14 protein-coding genes are annotated in these 18,829 nt (G+C 71.6%); 7 read left to right on the top strand and 7 right to left on the bottom strand.

Annotation, left to right across the window (positions count from 1 at the left end; all coding sequences use genetic code 11):
- Positions 1-152: 152 nt before the first annotated feature.
- The 3 genes from hsaA (at position 153) to CLV43_RS08475 (ending at position 3,271) form a co-directional block, all read left to right on the top strand.
- Positions 153-1,322 (top strand): 3-hydroxy-9,10-secoandrosta-1,3,5(10)-triene-9,17-dione monooxygenase oxygenase subunit, encoded by a 1,170-nt coding sequence (hsaA, locus tag CLV43_RS08485; protein WP_106186496.1) that lies wholly within the window; start codon positions 153-155, stop codon positions 1,320-1,322.
- 40 nt (positions 1,323-1,362) lie between these two features.
- Positions 1,363-1,881: a flavin reductase family protein gene (locus tag CLV43_RS08480; protein ID WP_106186495.1), complete on the top strand. Its 519-nt coding sequence runs from the start codon at positions 1,363-1,365 to the stop codon at positions 1,879-1,881.
- Between the two features lie 553 nt (positions 1,882-2,434).
- The gene (locus CLV43_RS08475) at positions 2,435-3,271 is read left to right on the top strand and encodes an IclR family transcriptional regulator (protein WP_106186494.1); all 837 of its coding nucleotides are present in this window, start codon (positions 2,435-2,437) and stop codon (positions 3,269-3,271) included.
- Here the strand turns inward: CLV43_RS08475 and CLV43_RS08470 are convergent.
- Both CLV43_RS08470 and CLV43_RS08465 read right to left on the bottom strand, forming a co-directional pair.
- Positions 3,255-4,118 carry an SGNH/GDSL hydrolase family protein gene (locus CLV43_RS08470; RefSeq protein ID WP_106186493.1) on the bottom strand — a complete coding sequence of 288 codons (864 nt, stop codon included), beginning with the start codon at positions 4,116-4,118 and terminating at the stop codon, positions 3,255-3,257. The two genes, CLV43_RS08475 and CLV43_RS08470, sit on opposite strands and share 17 nt — an antisense overlap.
- A gap of 218 nt (positions 4,119-4,336) precedes the next feature.
- Entirely contained in the window at positions 4,337-5,050 is a 714-nt protein-coding gene (locus CLV43_RS08465) for an NPP1 family protein (RefSeq protein ID WP_106186826.1), read from the bottom strand.
- A 337-nt stretch (positions 5,051-5,387) separates the two neighbouring features.
- Between CLV43_RS08465 and CLV43_RS08460 the strand changes: the two genes are divergently transcribed.
- Positions 5,388-6,005, top strand: coding sequence for a YdeI/OmpD-associated family protein (locus CLV43_RS08460; RefSeq protein ID WP_106186492.1), 618 nt, complete (start codon positions 5,388-5,390; stop codon positions 6,003-6,005).
- Positions 6,006-6,118: 113 nt separating this feature from the next.
- Here the strand turns inward: CLV43_RS08460 and CLV43_RS08455 are convergent, their stop codons facing one another.
- A complete protein-coding gene (locus CLV43_RS08455) occupies positions 6,119-6,742 on the bottom strand; it encodes a DUF4760 domain-containing protein (RefSeq protein ID WP_146174691.1) in 624 nt (207 codons plus the stop codon).
- A 330-nt stretch (positions 6,743-7,072) separates the two neighbouring features.
- Between CLV43_RS08455 and CLV43_RS08450 the strand changes: the two genes are divergently transcribed.
- On the top strand, positions 7,073-10,204 hold the full coding sequence (locus CLV43_RS08450; protein ID WP_106186490.1) for a DUF4132 domain-containing protein: 3,132 nt from the start codon (positions 7,073-7,075) through the stop codon (positions 10,202-10,204).
- 48 nt (positions 10,205-10,252) lie between these two features.
- Here the strand turns inward: CLV43_RS08450 and CLV43_RS08445 are convergent, their stop codons facing one another.
- The 3 genes from CLV43_RS08445 to CLV43_RS08435 form a co-directional block, all read right to left on the bottom strand.
- Positions 10,253-11,143, bottom strand: a complete 891-nt coding sequence (locus tag CLV43_RS08445) for a carbon-nitrogen hydrolase family protein (RefSeq protein WP_245886218.1) — start codon at positions 11,141-11,143, stop codon at positions 10,253-10,255.
- Between the two features lie 305 nt (positions 11,144-11,448).
- Positions 11,449-13,467, bottom strand: coding sequence for a cellulose binding domain-containing protein (locus CLV43_RS08440; RefSeq protein ID WP_106186488.1), 2,019 nt, complete (start codon positions 13,465-13,467; stop codon positions 11,449-11,451).
- 147 nt (positions 13,468-13,614) lie between these two features.
- Entirely contained in the window at positions 13,615-14,922 is a 1,308-nt protein-coding gene (locus tag CLV43_RS08435) for a pectate lyase (protein ID WP_106186487.1), read from the bottom strand.
- A 443-nt stretch (positions 14,923-15,365) separates the two neighbouring features.
- On the opposite strand from CLV43_RS08435, the gene CLV43_RS08430 reads away from it, so the two are divergent.
- Both CLV43_RS08430 and CLV43_RS08425 read left to right on the top strand, forming a co-directional pair.
- Positions 15,366-15,731 (top strand): PadR family transcriptional regulator, encoded by a 366-nt coding sequence (locus CLV43_RS08430; protein ID WP_106186486.1) that lies wholly within the window; start codon positions 15,366-15,368, stop codon positions 15,729-15,731.
- Entirely contained in the window at positions 15,728-17,101 is a 1,374-nt protein-coding gene (locus CLV43_RS08425) for a permease prefix domain 1-containing protein (RefSeq protein ID WP_106186485.1), read from the top strand. The genes CLV43_RS08430 and CLV43_RS08425 overlap by 4 nt, the downstream gene beginning before the upstream one ends.
- On the opposite strand, the gene CLV43_RS08420 is transcribed toward CLV43_RS08425, so the two are convergent.
- On the bottom strand, positions 17,092-18,825 hold the full coding sequence (locus CLV43_RS08420) for a hypothetical protein (RefSeq protein ID WP_106186484.1): 1,734 nt from the start codon (positions 18,823-18,825) through the stop codon (positions 17,092-17,094). The two genes, CLV43_RS08425 and CLV43_RS08420, sit on opposite strands and share 10 nt — an antisense overlap.
- Positions 18,826-18,829 lie beyond the last annotated feature (4 nt).

The raw sequence follows: 18,829 nt of genomic DNA, 5'->3' as shown, positions 1-18,829 counted from the left end.
TCCGCGAACACGTGACCGCGGCCACGTTCCTCCCGCTCAGCGGAAGTTGACGAGTTTTCCGCTGAGCGGGAGAACAGCCGTCCCCAGGGTGATCGAAATCCGTAGCGTTCGTGGTGTCCGGAACACACCGGACCGACCCCCGAAGGACCCACATGAGCGAGCAGGACGTTCTCGCCGCGGTCCGCGCACTGGCCCCGGCGGTGCGCGCCCGCGCCCACGAGGCCGAGGCCCTGTGCCGCGTGCCGGACGCGACGATCAAGGAGCTGGCGACCGTCGGTCTGTTCCGGCTCGTCCAGCCCCGGCTGCACGGCGGGCTCGCCGCCGACCCCGCCGTGTTCCTCGACTGCATCCGCGAGCTGGCCCGCGCCTGCGGCTCGACCGGGTGGGTGATCGGGGTGTTCGGCTGCAACACCTGGCAGCTGTCGCTGTACGACCCGCGGGCGCAGGAGGACGTCTGGGGCGTCGACCGCGACGCCCGGATCTGCTCGTCGATCGCCCCGGTCGGTCAGGTCGCCCGCGTCGAGGGCGGCTACCGGCTCAACGGGCGGTGGGGGTTCTCCTCGGGCTCCGACCACGCCGACTGGGTGATGCTCGGCGGGATGGTGCGCGACGACGACGGGAAACCGGTGGAGATGCGGCACTTCCTGCTGCCCCGCACCGACTACGCCGTCGACCGGGTCTGGGACACCGTCGGCCTGCGCGGTACCGGCAGCAACGACGTGGTCGTCGAGAACGCGTTCGTGCCCGCCCACCGCACGATCGGCGCGGAGCAGATCGCGTCGCGGATCCGGCCCGGTCACGCCGTGAACCCGGAACCGCTCTACCGGCTGCCGATGGGCTCGGTGTTCACCTCCACCATCTCCACCCCCATCGTCGGCATGGCCGAGGCGGCCTACCAGGGCTACCTCGACGCCACCCGCGACCGCATCAAGGTCGCCGGGATGTCCAGGGCGGCCGAGGACCCGTTCACGCAGGCCCGCGTCGGCCGCGCGGCCAGCGACATCGACGCGGCCTGGCTGCAGCTCGTCCGCAACATCTCCGACCTGTACGACTGCGCCAAGCGCGGCGAGGACCCGCCGATGGGGCTGCGCACCCGGCTGCGGCGCGACCAGGTGCTCGCCACCGAACGCTCGGTCGCCGCGGTGGACCTGCTGGTGGAGAGCGCGGGCGGCGGCGCGATGCGCACCGGCGACAACGTGCTCCAGCGCGCGTGGCGCGACGTGCACAACGGCCGCGGCCACGTCGCCAACGACCCGGAACGGGCACTGGTCCTGTTCGGGCGCAACGAGTTCGGCTTCGACGTGTCGGACCTCATGCTGTGAACCCCCACCCAGGAGACGAGATGCCCAGTCGGAGGAACCGATGCGCCAGTTCGCCCGGCCACGCCGGATCGACCAGTCGGAGTTCCGCGCCACCATGGGCCGGTTCGCGTCGGGACTCACCGTCGTGGCGTCGCTCGACGAGGCGGGCCTGCCCGCCGGACTGACCTGCCAGTCGTTCTCCTCGCTGTCCGTGGACCCGCAGCTGGTCCTGGTGTGCGTGGGGGAAGGCTCCACCAGCTGGTCGCGCGTCGAGCGCACCGGCCGGTTCTCGGTCAGCATCCTCGCCGAGGACCAGCAGGACGTCTGCGTCGCGCTGAGCAGGCCGGGGCCCGCCAAGTTCGACGGGGTCGGCTGGCACGCCACCGGGCACGGGACCGTGCGCGTCGACGGCGCGCTGGCCGCGATCGACTGCCGGATCGACGCCGTGCACCGGGCCGGTGACCACCTCGTGGTCGTCGGCGAGGTGCTCGACCTGGCCGTCCGCGAGGACGGCTCACCACTGCTGTACTTCCGCGGCGGCTACGCCAAGGCGACGTGCTCTTCGAGGGCGACCGCATAACCGCGGTCGCCGCCCACAAGGTCGCCCACCGCCTCGCACAATCCGGCCTACCAACCCACCCCAAGCCCATACCCGCGTAGCACCACCAAGCGGGCAAGCAAAAGTCCTTACCCACAAAGGAAACAAGCGACCAACGACGCTGGCAGCGAACACAAATCTCCCAACGACGCGAGAACAAAGGACAAGCCGCCCTACCCAGCGACGCTGGAAGCGAGCGGTGCTCGTCCGCTCGGCGGTCGCTTAACGACGCTGGAAGCGAGCATGCTCGTCCGCTTGTGCGGTCGGCTTGACTTGGGGTTTTTGGGCTTAAAATTGGTCGGCGGGCAGGCTCTACCACCTGCCCTTTTTCGCCCGACGAAGCCCAAAAAAGGGGCCCCAAGTCAAGCCGACCGCACCGCCCACGGCTGTAGCGACACCCCGCTTCGACCTCGGCACCGCCCCCCTGACAACCACCGCAGCAACACCCGCTGTCGACCACCCAGACCCGACGTCAACACACACCAGCACCCCACCCCCCGATACCCTCACCCCGCCAACTCCCGGGGGAGGGCCCATGTCAAAAGACCCGTCAACCGCTCCACCACTCCTGGTCAAGGCGACCCGCATCCTCAACGCCTTCGAGGGCCAGCGCTCCACCCTCACCCTCACCGACGTCGTCCGGCATTCGGGCCTCTCCCAGACCACCGTCCACCGCCTCATGGACCAGCTCGTCGGCGTCGGCTGGCTCGAGCGCGAGGGCCGCAAGTACCGCCTGGGCCTGCGCCTCCTCGAACTGGGTGCTTTCGCCTCCCACCACAACCGCCTGCGCCGCGCCGCCCTCCCGCAGATGATCGCGCTGCACCAGGAGACCGGTCACTGGGTCCACCTGTTCGTGCTCGACGGCCCGGAAGTCGTGTGCCTGGAGCAGATCGGCGACCCGCGCGAGTCCATCCCGCCGTTCCAGGTCGGTGGCAGGCTGCCCGCGCACTGCACGGCGTCGGGCAAGGTGCTGCTCGGGTTCGGCGGCGCTGGTGTCGAGCCGCACGTCGCGGGTGAACACGCGGCCCGGACCCGCCGCACCATCACCCGCGTCGACTCGTTGCGGACCGAGCTGGCGTCCGTGCGGGACGCGGGTGTCGCCTTCGACCGCGGTGAGTGCTTCCACGACGTGACGTGCGTGGCGGCACCGCTGCGCGGCGGTGGTCGGGCGTTGGCGGCGATCTCGGTCTCGCGGTTGGCCGGGTACGCCGACCTGAGCCGCTTGGCGCCGCGGGTCACCGCGTGCACCCGGCGGGTGTGGGCGTCGATGTTCGGCGCGGGCCGCCGGGTCGAGTCGACCCCGGCGGAACCCGTCGCGGCCGACGACTCCGAGAGCCTCCGCTCCTGGTTGCGGTTCAGCGAGTGGGGCTGAACGCGCACAGGGCCCGCCCGATCAGGCGGGCCACAGCGGCCATCCCGGCTTCGTTCGGGTGGTAGCCCACCCGGCCCGTGGGCGCGTACTTCTCGATCCACGGCCGGTCGGCGCACGCGTGGTGCCAGGCGCCGGCCGCGGCGGCGTCGACCAGCGTCGCCCCGGTCTGGGCGGCGGCCTGCCGGGTGGCGGCGGCGAGCCTGCTCGCCAGACCGCGTTCGAACGCCAGGTCGTCGGCGTCGAGCGGGACGCCGGTGCACGCGTCGCCCGTGCCGGGGACGATGGTGAGGTAGTCCACCACCAGCACGCGGGCGTCCGGCGCCCGGTCGTGGACGGCATTCACGACGTTCTTGATCCGCTCGCCGACGACGTCGAGCTTGCGGTCGATGTCGTCGCGGTCCACGGTGCCGCAGTTCTCCGGTGTGGCGCCGTGGCGGCAGGACAGGGCGCCGATGCTGCCCAGGTAGTTCACGTCGTTGCCGCCGATCGTGACGGAGACCAGGTCGGCGTCGGCGGTGACCGCCTCGACCTGCGGCGGCAGCCCGTTCTGCCGGTTGGTCAGGACGTCGGCGGTGGTGGCGCCGCCGCAGGTGACGTCGGTCAGCTCCATCGCGTGCTCGCGGGCGACCAGGCTCGCGTAGTTGTTCGTCGACCGGCCGCAGGCGGCCGGTGTGCCGGGCTGGGGTGACGGGATGCCGGGTCCGGCGGCGAACGAGCTGCCCAGCGCCACGTACTTGAGCCCGGCGGGGATCGAGGCCTCCGCCGCGTGGGCGGGCTGGGCCGAGAGCACCAGCGCGGCCGCGGCCACCGCGACACCCCAGCGACGACCTGTTGGCAGGACACCCATGTCCACACTCCGTTCGAGCGACCGGTTGGCGGCGGCGGCTCAACAGGAGTCAACGGCAGATCTGTTCGCTCTTACGCGGTTCCGTTGATTCCTGTTGGCAACAGTGGCACGGCCGTCGAGGTGGATCAAGGGTGTGCCGGTGCGGTGGCGGTTCGCGCGCCGCCACCGCACCAGCGGGCCACGGGCACCGGCGCGGGTGCCCCTGGTCCGTCAGGGGGTCATGCGTTCGGGTCGAACGGGATCGCGGCGGGCTTCGCCTTCGCGAGCGCCCCCTTGAACGAGCCCTCGCGCAGGTCGAGCTGGGCGGAGCCGAAGTCGGCCGACGTGAGCTTGTCGCGCAGGCCCGCCGGGTAGTTGTCCCAGCCCACCAGCGGCGGGAACTGCCACGTGCCCTTGTGGTTCTCCGGCTGCTCGGTGAAGCTCGCGAGCCGGAAGCAGTGCGTCGACGCCCCGTCCTTGTGGTAGATGACCTTGGGGTGCGTCCCCGTCTCGTCCCAGGCGACCTGGGAGCGCGAGTAGGTGTTGTACTTGCCGTGCGCGGAGGTCGACACGTACTGCGCGGTGCCGTTCTGCACCCACACCACCACGTGCTCCCAGTCGTGCCGGTGCCCGCCGAGCCCGGACCCCGCCACCGCCTGGTCCTTCTCGAAGTACAGCCCGTAGAGGTAGCCGCACCACCCGTTGTTGCACTTCACCCGCGAGTACGCGTTGGTGTTGTCCAGGTCCCACGAGTCGTGGCAGCTGCCGTTGACCGCCCCGGTCGTCTTCAGCCCCGGCGCGATCGTCCCGTCGCGGCCGATGGCCGGGGTGGGGTAGCAGCCGTCGCCGTCGTAGTCGAAGGCGGGCTCGAAGGTCCGGTCCTCCCACGGTGCGCTCCAGTCCAGCGCCTGCGGCGGGTCGGCCAGCGCGATGCCGGGGATCGCCGCCATCATCGCGACCGTCGTGCCGATCACGGCCGCCACCTTGCCGAACCGCCCGCGCCCTGCGGCGGAGGGCGTGCGCTCCACCCGTGCCCTGGTTGTCACTGCGTGCACGTGCTCTCCTCGGGGATCTCTCGCGCGGTCACCGGGCGGCGTCGGTGGGCTGTGGACACCTCAGTACCAATGTGAGGCCCGTCACCGGAACAAACATGAAGAAGTGTCGCGAAAATGAGATCAAACGCAGGTGACGGCCCGACGGCCTCCCCGTGAACGCGCGCACCCCGGCGGATCAACGTTCTCATCGGAAAAGTGCTCATCAGGTGAGCACTTCACCGGTCACGCTGGTGCCATGACGACGAACCCCCTCCTCGTGACCTCCACCTCCGACTGGCGCCGGTGGCTGTCGGCCCACCACGACTCCGACCGCGAGGTGTGGCTGGTCATCCCGCACAAGACGAGCACGAAGACCGGCCCCCGCTACGCCGAGGCGATCGAGCACGCCCTGTGCTTCGGCTGGATCGACAGCCACGCCCGCAAGCACGACGACGACAGCTCCCTGCTCCGCTTCACCCCGCGCAGCCCGCGCGGCACCTGGAGCGCCGTCAACCGCGAACGCGCCACCCGCATGGAATCCCTCGGCCTCATGACCACCCACGGCCGCGCCCTGGTCGACCTGGCCAAGTCCACCGGCACCTGGCAGGTCCTCCCCGACGACGACACCACCGTCCCCACCGACCTCCAGGAACAGCTCGCCCGGAACACCACCGCCACCACCAACTTCCACGCCTTCCCACCGTCGTCCAAGCGCCTGATCCTGCAGTGGGTGGCCACCGCCAAGAAGCCGGAGACGCGGCGCCGCCGGATCGACCGGACGGTCGAACTGGCCGCGCTCGGCATCCGCGCCAACCACCCCGGTGTGCGTCTGCGCGACATCGCGGGTGGCGCCTCTGCCGCGACTTGTCAGTGAGGTGGGCCGAGGTTCCGGGTCTTGTTCGGCATACCCGGCTACGCCAAGTGCTGGCGGGGCCGGGTGCTGACCTTCCGGTGGGGGCGGTTACCGGGGCGATGCGGGTGTGAGTGCTACGGGTGGGCTGTGCCGGACATGCGCAGGGGGTCGACCGACCCGGACGGCGGGTGCGCCGCGGTAGAAACGCCTAGGTGAGCCGGTGTGTTCACGTGCGGCGGAAGTGTCGCGATCTTCAGCTCCTTCAACGCTCTGGGACAAGGTGTTCTCCGGGCCAGTTCGACGGCGTGCTCGAAGCACTGCATGTAAGTGCGCTCGCCTCGAATCTTGCGTTCGGCCTCGATGTACGGCCTCAGGGCAACCCATGCGCGTCGTGTCCGGTAGTTGTAAAAGGCGGTCACTGCCGTATCGTCCACGGCTTTGATCAATATCAGGAAACCGAGTGACTCGAAGAACTCGCACACTGCTATCACGTGGCGCCTGGACTCGGGTGGGAGCAAGAAGGTGCCGACTTCCGGGCTGTCGCGGCTGTTCAACTGGTGGACGACGTAGTGCTCGCTGTCTTGGTATCCGGTGTCCGACAGGTGCTTGAGCATCATGTCGACGACCGCCGTCGAGTTGTTCGCCGCCCGTAGGGTTCGTACTTGGCTCAACGTGAGGAGAACTGTTGCGAGCAGTGATCCAACGGATATGGATACCGCGATCAGGTTGAGGATGGTGGTCAGGTTTCCGGCTCCCACGGGACTCTCCCAGGCGTGCGCGACTCAAGATCCTGACATCGTCCTGCATGCATTGGAGCTCACGGGTTTCGTCACCTCGTTGCCTCCGGCCTTTCGCCTGCCCGGAGGTAGCGGTGATGGTGAGTGACCCTGTTGACGACGCCGAACGGGCGCGTGGTTCCTCCCGGCGTGGACGGTCGAGCTGGCGGCGCTCGGCATCCGCGCCAACCACCCCGGCACGACGATGGCGACTTCTTGCCGTTCGGCGACCTCGTCCTAGATCGACGGGCCGGTTTTGTCGGACCGCACCTCTAGCGTCGGGCGTTCCCGATCGACAACGGAGATCCGCGCATGCGCAAGCTGGTGTTGCCCGACGAGGACAGGTTCGAGATTCCGGAGGTGTGGCGGGTGACGTTGCATCCGCGTCGTGGTGGGCTGCCCGGACCTGATCGCCCCGTCCCGTCGGATGCCGCCGGGCGGTTCCGGGAGTGGTTGACGTCGGAGCACGTGGTCGACGTGCGGGCGGCGGCGGTGCCGCCGGGGCGTGGTGTGGTGCTTGATCCGGAGCTGTTCGCGGAGGGCACGCGGTACCTGGAGGGGTGGCTGGGGTCGGGTTCTGAAGGGGACGAGCCGACGCCGAGGGCTGCCGCCGTTGGGGTGCTGATGACCTTGGCGTACGCCAGGCCGGGGAGTGATGTGGCCTTCCCGGCGGTGGACGCCTGGATCGCCCGGTACGGCGTGGTGTTCGCGGCGCGGGTGGTGGCGGAGCTGGCAGGTTTGGTCAAGGAGGGGAGCAGCGGGTTCTGGACCCACGACCCCGCCCACCCCGACTACAGCATCTCCTGGCTGTCGGAGGACCTGGCCTCCCTCTACGCCACCGCCAACGCCGTCCGCACCCGCCTGGCCGCGGCGACCGACGACGAGTACGAGCAGGCGGTCCGGGCACTGGCCGGGTACCGAACCTCGCCCGAGCAGCGGATCGTCATCTCCTACCTGGTGCCGACCGAGGTGGCCTGGGTCGACGAGGACTGCGCCGCCGACAGGCCGGACACCCGTGCGCTGCGCGGGTTGCTCGTGCTCGCCGCGAGCACACTGCGGCACCTGGAGCGCCTCCACCGGCGGGTCGGGGACCGGCTCCTCGGCTACCACCGCACCGACGTCGTGGGCACCGTGCTGGAGGGTGTCGGTCCCGCCGCCGCACCGATCCTGGTCGAGCCGTTCTACCGCGACCTGCTCAAGCTGGGCGACGAGTGGCGGTCGGGCAGCAGGCTGGGCCCCGACGGTGCCCGGCTGCTCGCGGCGACCCCGACCGACGAGGCGTTCCGACTGCTCTGCCGGGCGGCCATCGGCGCGGAGCGGGCCAGGCCGGGGATGCTGCTGAAGTCCGGTGCGCTGACCCGCTTCCCCGTGCGGGCGCTGAGGGTCCTGCACGAGCTGGAGTCGGCACCGCCGTCGACGCACGAGAACAAGCACTGGAAACGGCGGGACGTGTCCAACCCGGACGAACCGGCGATCTACGCCGACCTGCTGGCCAGGCAGGTGCTGGCCGATCCGCGCCTGCCCGCCGCCGCGGCCGACCTGCTGCCCGCCGAGGTGCGCCAACGGGTTGAGGGGATCGTGGCGACCGGGGGAGCGGGCTCGGGCGCCGGCCTCGCCGGGTTGCTGGACCGCCACCACGGGATGGGCTACCTCAAGCACCTCGACTGCGCCGACGACGAGAAGCGCGCGATCGGCGCGTTGGCCACGATCCGGGCCGACGACGCGTTCGCCCTCCTGGTGGACCGGGTCGACCGCGACCACGTCCGCCCCGCCCTGCTGACCGCCGCCAAGCGCGACCCCGCCCGCGCCCTGCGGGTGCTGCTCGCCAAGGACGACGGGGGAACGGTCGCGGAACTGCTGCACAACCACGTGCTCGCCTACCCGGACGCGGTCGCGGAGGTCGAGCCGGCGCTCGACGAGCGGGCACGCGCCAGGCTCGCGGCGATCACGCCCGCGTCCGACGTGGCGGCTGCCGGGGGCGCGACCCCCGACGTCCTCGCCGGACCGCCGCGGGGCAGCGGCGGCAAGGCGATGCGGGTCCCCGAGCTGCCCGACTGGCTCGTGCTGCCCTCCCTGCCCGCCGTGGCCTTGCGGGACGGCGGCGAACCGCTGTCCCCGGACGCGGTGCGCGCGTTGTGCGTGCTGCTCGCGGTGTCGAAGGTCGCGGAGCCCCACGCCGCGGTCGCGCGGGTGCGTGCGCTGTGCGAGCCGCACGACCTCGCCGCGTTCGCCTGGGCGGTCTTCCGCCAGTGGCGGGCGGCGCACTACCCGCCGAAGAGCGCGCTGGCCATGGTCGCGCTGGCGCTGCTGGGCGACGACAGCGTCGTGGCCGGGCTGGCGGAGCTGTTCCCGTCGTGGGCGAAGGGCAGCAGCGGTCGGGTGCGAACGGGGATGGACGTGCTCGCCGCCATCGGGACCGAAGGGGCGCTGCGGGAGCTGCACCGGTTGGCGCGCAAGGCGAAGACCAAGGGGTTCCGGCGGCTGGCCGAGCAGCGCCTCGCCGACGTCGCGCGCGCCCGCGGGCTGAGCCCGGAGGAGCTGGCCGACCGGCTCGTGCCGACCCTGGGCCTCGACGCCGACGGCCGGACGACCCTCGACTACGGACCGCGGCACGTCGTCGTCGGCTTCGACCCGCAGTTCGCCCCGTTCCTGGCCGACCAGCACGGCAAGCGGCTCACCCGGATGCCCCGCCCGGCGGCCACCGACGACGCGGAGCTGGCGGCCGCGGCCGTCAAGCGGTACGCGGCGCTGAAGAAGGAGGTGCTGACCGTCGTCAAGGAGCGGACCGCCGCCATCGAGGTGGCGATGGTCGCGGGACGGCGGTGGAGCGAACCGGACTTCCGGCGGCTGTTCGTGGAGCACCCCCTGGTGTGGCGGCTGGCGCACCGGCTGCTCTGGGCCGCCTTCGACGAGCACGGCGCCGTGGTGACGACCTTCCGCCCGGCCGAGGACCGCACGTTCGCCGACCTCGACGACAAGACCGTGGAGATCCCCCCGACCGCGACCGTCGGGGTGGCGCACCCGTGGCACTTCGCCGCGGACCGCGACGAGTGGGCGACGGTGTTCACCGACTACGAGATCATCCAGCCGTTCCCCCAGGTGGGCCGCGAACTGCTCACCCTGCCCGAGTCCGATGTGGACCAGACCGAGCTGACCCGGTTCGCGGGCGGGAAGGTGGAGAGCCGCAAGATGTGGGTGCTGGCCGCGCGGGGTTGGGAGTTCAGCGACGACCACACCTCGCTGGCGCGGGACTGGCCCGGCGGCCGGGTCGTCGAGCTCGGGTTCCGCGGGTACTCGTTCCACGACCCCGACGCGTCGGACCAGCTGACCAGGGTCCGGGTGGTCACGGCGCACGGCCAGGGTATCGGCCGGTCGACCTTCGGCGACCTCGACCCGATCGCGGCCTCGGAGGTCCTCCGCGACGTGGAGTACCTGGTGTCCTGACCCGACCGGACCGCCGGTCCACGGGCACCCGTGGACCGGCGGACCGGGTCAGAACGCGCGCCTGTCCCCGCTGCGCGCGTCGTCGTGGGCGAGGTGCGGGGTGTAGACGCCCGAACGCGCCGTGCGCCGCCACGGCCGGGCCGGGTCGTCCGGGTCCTTGCGCAGGTCCGCGACCACGAGTGCCCGCTCCCCGTCACGGGGACCGCGGGCGACCCACTGCCCGTCCGGGGAGATCACGCCGGACGGGGCGTTGGCCGAGTCCTGCGCGGGCCCGGAGTAGCCCACCCAGAAGCTGTTGGTCGCCGCGTGCGCCCGCGCCTCCAGCGCGAAGACGTCCCCGACGTCCGCCTTGCCCGGTCCCGCCGTGGAGAACAGGACGCAGTCGACGTCGAGCCGCTCGTACTCGAGGAACACCTCGGGGAAGTGGACCTCCATGCCCAGCGCCAGCCCGAACCGCATGCCGTCGGCCTCGAACGTGACCGGCGCCGACCCCGGCGTGTACATGTGCGTGATCTTGGTGTTCGACAGCAGCCGCTCGTCGTAGCGCGTGGCCACCCGGCCGCGGTCGGAGATCACGTACAGGCTGTTGTGCGGACGTCGCGGCTCCGTCAGCCGGTGCACCGCGCCGAGGACGACCCAGAGCCCCAGCTCCCCGGCCAGCTCCGCCGTGGCGGCCAGCTCCCGCCGGTGCACGTCCCAGTCGAACCGGTCCCAGCGGGCGGGGCCGACCCGGTCGGGGCCGTCGGCGGACATGACGTGCTTGTGGGGTGAGCACATCGCGCCCTCGGGGAAGTGCACGACCCGCGCGCCCGCGTCGTGCGCCTCGCGCAGCAGCGCCCGCACGTCACCGCCGCTCGCGCGCAGCTCGTCGCCGTCACCGGGGTTCTGGCGCAGGCGGGTCTGCGCGACCGCCAGCCGCAGGGTCTTCGTCTCCGACATGTCGTCTCCTGGTGGAGTCGGTCGGAAGTGCCGGAGCGCGGCGGTGTAGGACTCGCCGGTTCTGGCCGCGCGGGCACGCACCCTGCGCTTGAGGTTCCTGTTCGCCGTCACTTCTGGCCTTCCGCGCCTCGAACGGCGTCCCCCAGCGACCACCACGTCCGAGACCGGACAGGCCAGGACAGCGACCCGAGACGAGAAGTCCCTTTGCCTCCGCGGTGGACCGCGCTGGGGGCGGTCGGTGGAGGTTCGGCGTGGGCCCCGCCGTGCGACCGACGATAACACGGTCGCACGGCGGGACGTCGGTGTCAGCGGGTCGTGCAGAGGGTGCCGTTGAGCCGGAACGAGGTCGGCGGCACGTTCGGCCCCTGGTAGGCGCCGACGAACCCGGTGCTCGTCGTGGCGCCGGGGGCGATGACCCGGTTGTCGCTGTTGCTCGCGCCCTGCACGGTGGTGCCGGTCTGGGTCCACGTGCCGCTCCAGCCGCTGCTGACCTGCTGCCACGTGGTGGGCCAGTCGAACGCCAGCGTCCACGTGTCCACCGGGGTGGTGCCGGTGTTGGTGATGTCGACGCTGCCCACGTAGCCGTTGCCCCAGTCGTTGGTGTCCGCGAACGCCACCGCGCAGGTCGACGTGGCCGGGGTGGCGGTGGTGAAGGCGACCGGGGGAGAGGACCACGAGACGCGGCCCGCGCTGTCGCGGGCTACCACGTTCACCGTGTACCGCGTGCCGGGAGTGAGGTTGTGGACGGTGAAGGACGAGCCCGTGGTCTCGCCCCACTGCTGGGTCGTGGTGCCGACCTGGCGGTGGACCTCGTACTTCACCCCCGCGGCGGTCGGCGTCCACGAGATCGTGGCCTCGCGGTCGGTGACCGCGGACGCCGTGGGCCGGGAGGGCGTGGCGGGCAGGGCGGTGGAGGTCTTGGGGCGCAGGACGAGCGTGGTCAACGAGTAGGGCGGGAGCGTCGCCGACCCGCTGACGCCCGTGGTGGTCGTGATGGCGGTGGCGCCGTTGGTGTAGCTCAGGACCTGGGCGCCCGCGGCCGGGGTGAAGCCCGCGTAGTCCAGGGCGACCGTCTTCGCGGCGTCGGGATCCTGGTTGAGCAGCAGGACCGCAAGCCCGCCGTCGCGCTTGCGGGTGGCGTGCACCTTGACCAGCGGGTCGGACGCGGAGGCGTGGACGAACTGGTCGCCGGGTCCGGCGAACCTCGACGTCATCGTCAGCGCGTGGTACGGCGCGAACGGGGTGTTGAGCGGGGGTTCGCAGGTCGTCCCGTCGGCCAGGCACTGCGCGCTCGACAGCAGGCCGAAGTCGGCGTAGTCGGGCTGCCCCGCGACGGTGGAGAAGCTGGTCGGTCCGTTGTGGACGTTCCACCAGTCGACGGTGAACACGCCGTTCTCCAGCAGGGTCGCGTAGGCGTCCGCCGCGAACAGCGCGCCCGGCTGGGTGTTCATCCCGTAGGAGGTGTTGACCTCGGTCAGCGAGAGGGGCAGGTCCTTGTGCGCGTACCGGGCCGCCTGCTCGCGGGCCAGCCGCACGAAGTCGGCGACCCGGTCGGTCTTGGACAGCGACTCGGGACCGGTCGACCCGGTCGGGTACCAGTGCAGGATCCCGAAGTCGACGACCGGGCCCGCGATCGACAGCACGACCTGGTTCCACGAGCCCGCGTCACCGCTCGCCGTGATCCCGTCCGGCCAGTCGCCCGGCGTGGTCAGCACCGCGCCGATCCTGATCGTCGGGTCCACGGCCTTCATCGCCTCTGCGTACTGCTTGACGAGGGTCGCGTACTCGGCCGGGGTCTTCTCGGGGTGGTTGTCGGCTTCCCAGGACGAGCCGTAGTGGCCGTTGCCGTAGATCTCGTTGCCGATCTCCCAGTACTTCACGCCGTAGTGCTTCTCGACGTTGGCGTAGCGGACCCAGTCGGCGGCCTCCTGCGGTGTGCCGGTGCCGTAGTTGGCGGTGACGATCGGCTTGGCCCCGGCGCGCTGGGCGCCCGCCATGAAGTGGTCGAAGTCGGTGTTCGGGGCGACGTAGCCACCGGGCGCCGTGTGGTCACGCCAGTGGTAGATGTCGGAGTAGGAGCCGCCGGGGTAGCGCAGTGCCTGCACCCCCGCGCCCTTCATCAGGTCGGCGACCTCGGGGGTGCCGAGGGTCGTGTCCCAGATGGCGTGGTTGGCGCCGACAGCGGTGTCGCCGACGGTCTCCAGCCCGGCACGGGCGTTGACGGTGACGCTCACGCCGGGGTCGGCGCTCGCCCCCGTCGTCGGTACCAGGAGTTGCGCCGTGACCAGTGCCAGGGCGGGCAGAACCGCGAGACGTGTGCGCATCGTCGAATGTCCTCGTTGACAGGAGCGGCGTCTGGGAGCGCTCCCAGACTGGGGTTCGGCGAGGTGGCTGTCAATCGCCACGACGGGCTAGTGGGACTGGAATCGGGGCCGTGACCTGCGCGGACACGGCCCCGATCCCGGTCGGCGTCACTTCTGGGTGATGTCGGACGCCTGGTAGAGGCAGTTGACGCCGTCCGCGCCGGAGCCGATCTTCGTCGGCTCCTCGCCCTTCGGCGCGCCCTTGTACTTGTCGCAGATCGACGTGGTGCCGTAGACGGTGATCCGGGAGAACCGGGCGGTGTCGCCCCAGTTGGTGTTGATGCCCGCGAGCACCTTCGTGGACCGCGCGGTCACGCCGTCCATGACCACGTTGCGCTTGTAGGAGGTCGTGCAGTTGCCGCACGCCCGGTAGAGCTTGCCGGAGCTGTGCACCTGGAAGTTGCGGATGGTCACGGTGCCCGCGCCGTTGTGCTGGAACACCTTGTCGGCGGCCGACTTCGCGCCGCCGCCGTCCACCAGGTAGGTGGCCGACGAGCTGGGGCTCAGGAACGTGGCGGCGTCCTCGCCGACGTCGTTCCACCACACGTTGCGGATCGTGCACGAGCCCAGGCAGTGGATGCCGTCGCCCGCCGGCGCGTCCAGGAACACGTTCTGGATGGTGCCGCCGTTGGCGACCTCGAACATCGGGTCCTGGCTCTCGCCCTGGCCGCCGTCGCCGATGCCGTAGTAGCGCTTCATGCCGCCGTCGAAGAACGTGCCCGCGTTGACGGTGGTCGTCTGGTGCACGCTGCCGGTGTCGGACGGCCACGCCCCGCTGCCGTCACCGCTGCCGCCGCCCGGCTGGGTCGTCGTGGTCGTCGTCGTGGTGGTCGTGGTCGGCCCGCTCCCGCCACCCGCGACGGTGAACGCCCACTGCTTGGTGGCCGCGCTGTCGCAGGAGTTGGTCTGCACGAGCGCGCCCGCCGAGGTGGAGTTGTCCTTGAGGTTCAGGCACTTGCCGCCGTTGGTGTCGACGACGCGGTAGCCGCTCCCGCTCTCGGTCAGCGACCAGACCTGGCCCGCGGCACCGGTGCACGACTCCTGCTCGACCGCCTTGCCCGCGGAGGTCGAGGCGTCCCGGACGCCGACGCACAGGCCGCTGGCCACCGACGTGATCCGGAACCCGCCACCGACCGCCGTCAGCGCCCACTTCTGGCCAGCGCCGCTGCCGCACGCCGCCTGCTGGAGCTGCACGCCGGCGGCGGTGCTCGCCCCCGGCACGTCGAGGCAGAGTCCGCTGCCCGAGTTCGAGACCGCGTACGTCCCGGCGCCGACGGCCGCCTCGGCGGGCGAGGCGACCGGCAGGGCGGCGAGGGTGGCCGCCAGCGCGGTGGCGCTCGCGGCCGCCGCGGCGGCCAGTCGCCACCGCGTGCCGCGCGGCCTCCGGGTGCCTGGTGGTCGATCGGACGTGCCCATGGCGTCTCCACTTCCCGACGTCCCGCGATTCCGAGACTGGCGTTCGGCCCATTGTGAGAAATGTTCCGGCGAATCCCGTGAGCGCACCGCGGGACGATCGTGGAAATGCCGTCGGAGGTGACGCCTCGTGCCCGTCCGCGCCGGAAACCGCTTTCCGGTCGGACTGTAGATGTCGCGTAACCGGCTGGTCAACGGCCGTTTTCGCGCCTGTTCGACATCATCGGTGTCGAATTCGATCGAACGCACAGGTAGAGCGACGAGGCCATTGGTCGACGTCCGGATTCTTTCGGGGAAAGGCGATTGCGAGCGGTCATGTCCGTGAACAGGGATGGCGGGTTGCGGTCACATTCGTGAACGACCGAGGGGCCCGAGCGTCTTTGCGCCGTCTGATACCTAGCGCTACTATGCATCGCAGAGCTAGGTACAACACGGGTGGAGGTCGCGTGAAAGTCGCGAAGGATCTGGTGGCCGCCTCGGCGACGCCGATGGTGCTGGGCATCCTGGCCGAGGCGGACAGCTACGGCTACGCCATCCTCAGGAGGATCAACGAGCTGTCGGGGGGAGAGCTCGACTGGACCGAGGGGTTGCTGTACCCGCTGCTGCACCGGCTCGAACGGCTCGGCCACGTGGAGTCCAGCTGGCAGTCGGTCGCGGGGGAGCGGCGCCGCAAGTACTACAGCGTCACCCGCAGCGGCCTGGCCGAGCTGGCCGAGCAGCGGCGCCAGTGGGCCACGGTCGTGGACGCGCTGAAGGAGATCTGGAACGGCGCGGGCGGCAGCCCGTCCGTCGCGTTGGGGGGATTCGCATGAGCGAGGACCGGCAGGACGGGCTGGAGGCGCAGTTCTCCCAGTGGCGCCACTACGTCCAGCGCCGCAAGGAGCTCCGGACGTCCGACGCGGACGAGCTCGAGGACCACCTGCGCGGGTCCGTCGACGAGCTGGTCGGCGTCGGCCTGCACGCCGACGAGGCGTTCCTGGTCGCGGTGAAGCGCATGGGGAGCCTGGACGACCTGTCCCGAGAGTTCGCCAGGGAGCACTCGGAACGGCTGTGGAAGCAGCTCGTGCTGTCCGGTGACACCGACGGCCCGGCACGGGACACCCCGCGTTCGCGGCGCGACCTGTTCGCGATGATCGCCTGCGCCGCGGGGGCGGCGCTGACCGTCAAGATGCCGGAGATCCTCGGCAAGAGCTTCGAGGACGACCCCGCGTTCTACGGGACCAACGTCGCCCTGCTCGTGCTGCCCTGGCTGGCGGGCTTCCTCGCGTGGCGCCGTCGGGCGAGCCGGGCGGTGGTCGCGGTGCTGGTGGGGCTGTTCGCGGTCGGTGCCGTGGCGGCCAACGCCTACCCGCTGGCGGACGAGTCCCAGTCGCTGGTGCTGACCGGGATCCACCTCGCCATCGCGCTGTGGTTCGTGGTCGGCATCGCCTACGTCTCCGACGACCTGCGCGCGCCACGCCGTCGGATGGACTTCGTCCGCTTCACCGGCGAGTGCTTCATCTACTACGTCCTCATCGCCCTCGGCGGGGGAGTGCTGGTCGCGTTCCTCTTCGGGACCTTCGCGGCCATCGGGATCACGCCGGACACCTTCGTCGGCCAGTGGCTCGTCCCCTGCGGCGCCGCGGCCGCGTCCGTGGTGGCGGGCTGGCTCGTCGAGGCCAAGCAGAGCGTCGTGGAGAACATCGCCCCGGTGCTCACCCGGCTGTTCACGCCGCTGTTCACCGCGGTGCTGCTCGCCTTCCTCGTCGCGCTCGCCGTGACCAGCGGCGCCATCGACGTCGAGCGGGAGGCGCTGATCCTGTTCGACCTGCTGCTCGTCGTGGTGCTGGCGCTGCTGCTCTACTCGATCTCGGCCCGCGACCCGCAGGCCCCGCCCGGCCTGTTCGACAAGCTCCAGCTCGCCCTCGTGGTGAGCGCGCTCGTCATCGACGTGCTGGTGCTGCTGGAGATCACCGGGCGGATCACCGAGTTCGGCACCACGCCGAACAAGGCCGCGGCGCTCGGGGAGAACGTCATCCTGCTGGCCAACCTCGCCTGGTCGGCCTGGCTGGTGTTGGGCATGGTCCGCCGCCGCACGCCGTTCGCGGCGGTCGAGCGCTGGCAGACCGCGTACCTCCCGGTGTTCGCCGGGTGGGCCTGGGTCGTGGCCCTGGTGTTCCCCCCGCTGTTCGGCTACGTCTGATCGGAGGCGGTCGCCCCCGGCGCGGAGGAGTCCGGCGCGGAGGAGTCCGATGTGGACGAGTCCGGTGTGGACGGAGCCGGGTCGGGGGCGGTCGCCGGGGTCTGCTGCAGGGTCGCCAGCGCGTCGAGGGTGTCGGCGAAGGCCGCCGGGTCCGGCGCCGGGGTGCGCGCCCAGGCGACCAGCTTGGGGAGGTCCTTCGCCGACTTCGGGTCGAGCATGACCTTCTGCAGTCCGTTGCGGACGACGGTGATCACGCCGGTGACCGCACTGGCGAGCTCGGCGTCGCCGACGAGCCGGGCGGACTCGCGCAGCCTGCGCAGGCGGGGGACGGCGAGCGGCGGGTCCTGCTTCATCTCCGCCGCGGTCCAGGTGGCGACGAGCCTGCGGTGCACGGTCCTCGGCATCGCGGGCGCGCCGTCGAGCTCCAGGGAGCCGAGCACGTCGACGAGGGCGACGGTCTTGTCGCTGTCCGGTGTGCTGTAGGCGCTCCACGGTCCCAGCGGACCCGCGAGGCGGTGGCGGCGGTCGTCGTGACCGGTGAGGGTGAGCACGACCGTGCTCACCTCCGCGGGCAGGTACGGGGCCACCACGCCGATCGCCGTCACCACCTTCGCGTCACGGGGCAGCGCCGCCTCGACGGTCAGCACGGCGCCGTCGACCGCGGCGGAGTCGACCCGCCAGCCCCAGAGGCGGAGCCCGACCTCGGTCGTCGCCTCGACGTCCAGGCCGAGCAGGTCGAGGCCGCGCGGGTCGGACAGGTCGGCCCTGTCCTGCGCCACCGCGGCGATCAGGCCGGTGTACCCGGCGTGCACGGCCTCGACGGCCGCGATGAGCTGGTCGACGGTGTCCGCGGAGCCTTCGGTGTCGGCCGCGGCGGTGTCCTCGGCGCGGAGGGTGCCGTAGGCGGTGTCCGACCGGACCGCCTCGAGCACGGTCGCCAGCCGCCTGCCGAGGCTGTCCGCCAAGCCGCGGGCCAGGTCCGGCAGCGCGGGGTCGTCCGGTGCGGAGACGGCCCGCAGGGCGGCGGTGATCACCTTGCCGGACATCAGGTGGTCGTGCGCCTCGGCCAGGTCCGCCCGGACGTTCGGGTCGGCCAGCAGCGCGCCCAGGCGTTCGGGGGAGGAGCGGAACGCGGTGTAGGCCGTCCGCACGGCCTCGTCGAAGGACACCTCGTCGAACACGACCCGTGCGGGCAGTCCCAGCGCCAGCAGCTGGACGCCGATCCCGGTCAGCCGCGGCATCGGCTCGCCGACGGCGGCCTCGACGGCGGCCCACCCGCGGTCGTCCCAGACCAGCGGGTCCGTGCTGCCGGTCATCCGGCTCGCCAACGCCGTGAACCCCGTCAGCGCGGCCAGGTCCGAGGTGGGGTCGGCGTCGAGGAGCGCCTGCGCGGCCTCCAGCTCGGCGATGCGCGGCGCGAGCCGGTCGACGTCCCCGGCCGGGTCCTCGGCGGGGTCGAGCAGGTCCCGCACGGCCGCGAGGACCTCGTCCGCCGTCTCGCCGACCGCGCGCACGACCCCCGTCCACGGCCTGCGCCGCGGCAGGTCGCGCACGGCGGCCGCCAGCTCGTCGAGCTCGGCGGTCAACCGCCGCGCCGCCTCGTCGTCGACGGGCTTGCGGAGGTCGTCCGACACCCCGCGCGCGACCGCGGTGACCCGCCGCAGCAGCCCGCCCAGCTCGTCCTTCGACCCGACGACTACCGCACTCCCAGAGCTGTGTTCCACGCGG

The organism is Umezawaea tangerina (assembly GCF_003002815.1).
GTDB classification, from domain to species: domain Bacteria; phylum Actinomycetota; class Actinomycetes; order Mycobacteriales; family Pseudonocardiaceae; genus Umezawaea; species Umezawaea tangerina.
The sequence above is the reverse complement of the archived record's forward strand: the minus strand, read 5'-3'. Positions and strand labels throughout refer to the sequence as shown.

Excerpts from the sequence above, each read along its gene's own strand:
- hsaA (WP_106186496.1), top strand. The coding sequence starts at position 153 with ATGAGCGAGCAGGACGTTCTCGCCGCGGTCCGCGCACTGGCCCCGGCG.
- CLV43_RS08480 (WP_106186495.1), top strand. The coding sequence starts at position 1,363 with ATGCGCCAGTTCGCCCGGCCACGCCGGATCGACCAGTCGGAGTTCCGC.
- CLV43_RS08475 (WP_106186494.1), top strand. The coding sequence starts at position 2,435 with ATGTCAAAAGACCCGTCAACCGCTCCACCACTCCTGGTCAAGGCGACC.
- CLV43_RS08470 (WP_106186493.1), bottom strand. The coding sequence starts at position 4,118 with ATGGGTGTCCTGCCAACAGGTCGTCGCTGGGGTGTCGCGGTGGCCGCG.
- CLV43_RS08465 (WP_106186826.1), bottom strand. The coding sequence starts at position 5,050 with ATGATGGCGGCGATCCCCGGCATCGCGCTGGCCGACCCGCCGCAGGCG.
- CLV43_RS08460 (WP_106186492.1), top strand. The coding sequence starts at position 5,388 with ATGACGACGAACCCCCTCCTCGTGACCTCCACCTCCGACTGGCGCCGG.
- CLV43_RS08450 (WP_106186490.1), top strand. The coding sequence starts at position 7,073 with ATGCGCAAGCTGGTGTTGCCCGACGAGGACAGGTTCGAGATTCCGGAG.
- CLV43_RS08445 (WP_245886218.1), bottom strand. The coding sequence starts at position 11,143 with ATGTCGGAGACGAAGACCCTGCGGCTGGCGGTCGCGCAGACCCGCCTG.
- CLV43_RS08440 (WP_106186488.1), bottom strand. The coding sequence starts at position 13,467 with ATGCGCACACGTCTCGCGGTTCTGCCCGCCCTGGCACTGGTCACGGCG.
- CLV43_RS08435 (WP_106186487.1), bottom strand. The coding sequence starts at position 14,922 with ATGGGCACGTCCGATCGACCACCAGGCACCCGGAGGCCGCGCGGCACG.
- CLV43_RS08425 (WP_106186485.1), top strand. The coding sequence starts at position 15,728 with ATGAGCGAGGACCGGCAGGACGGGCTGGAGGCGCAGTTCTCCCAGTGG.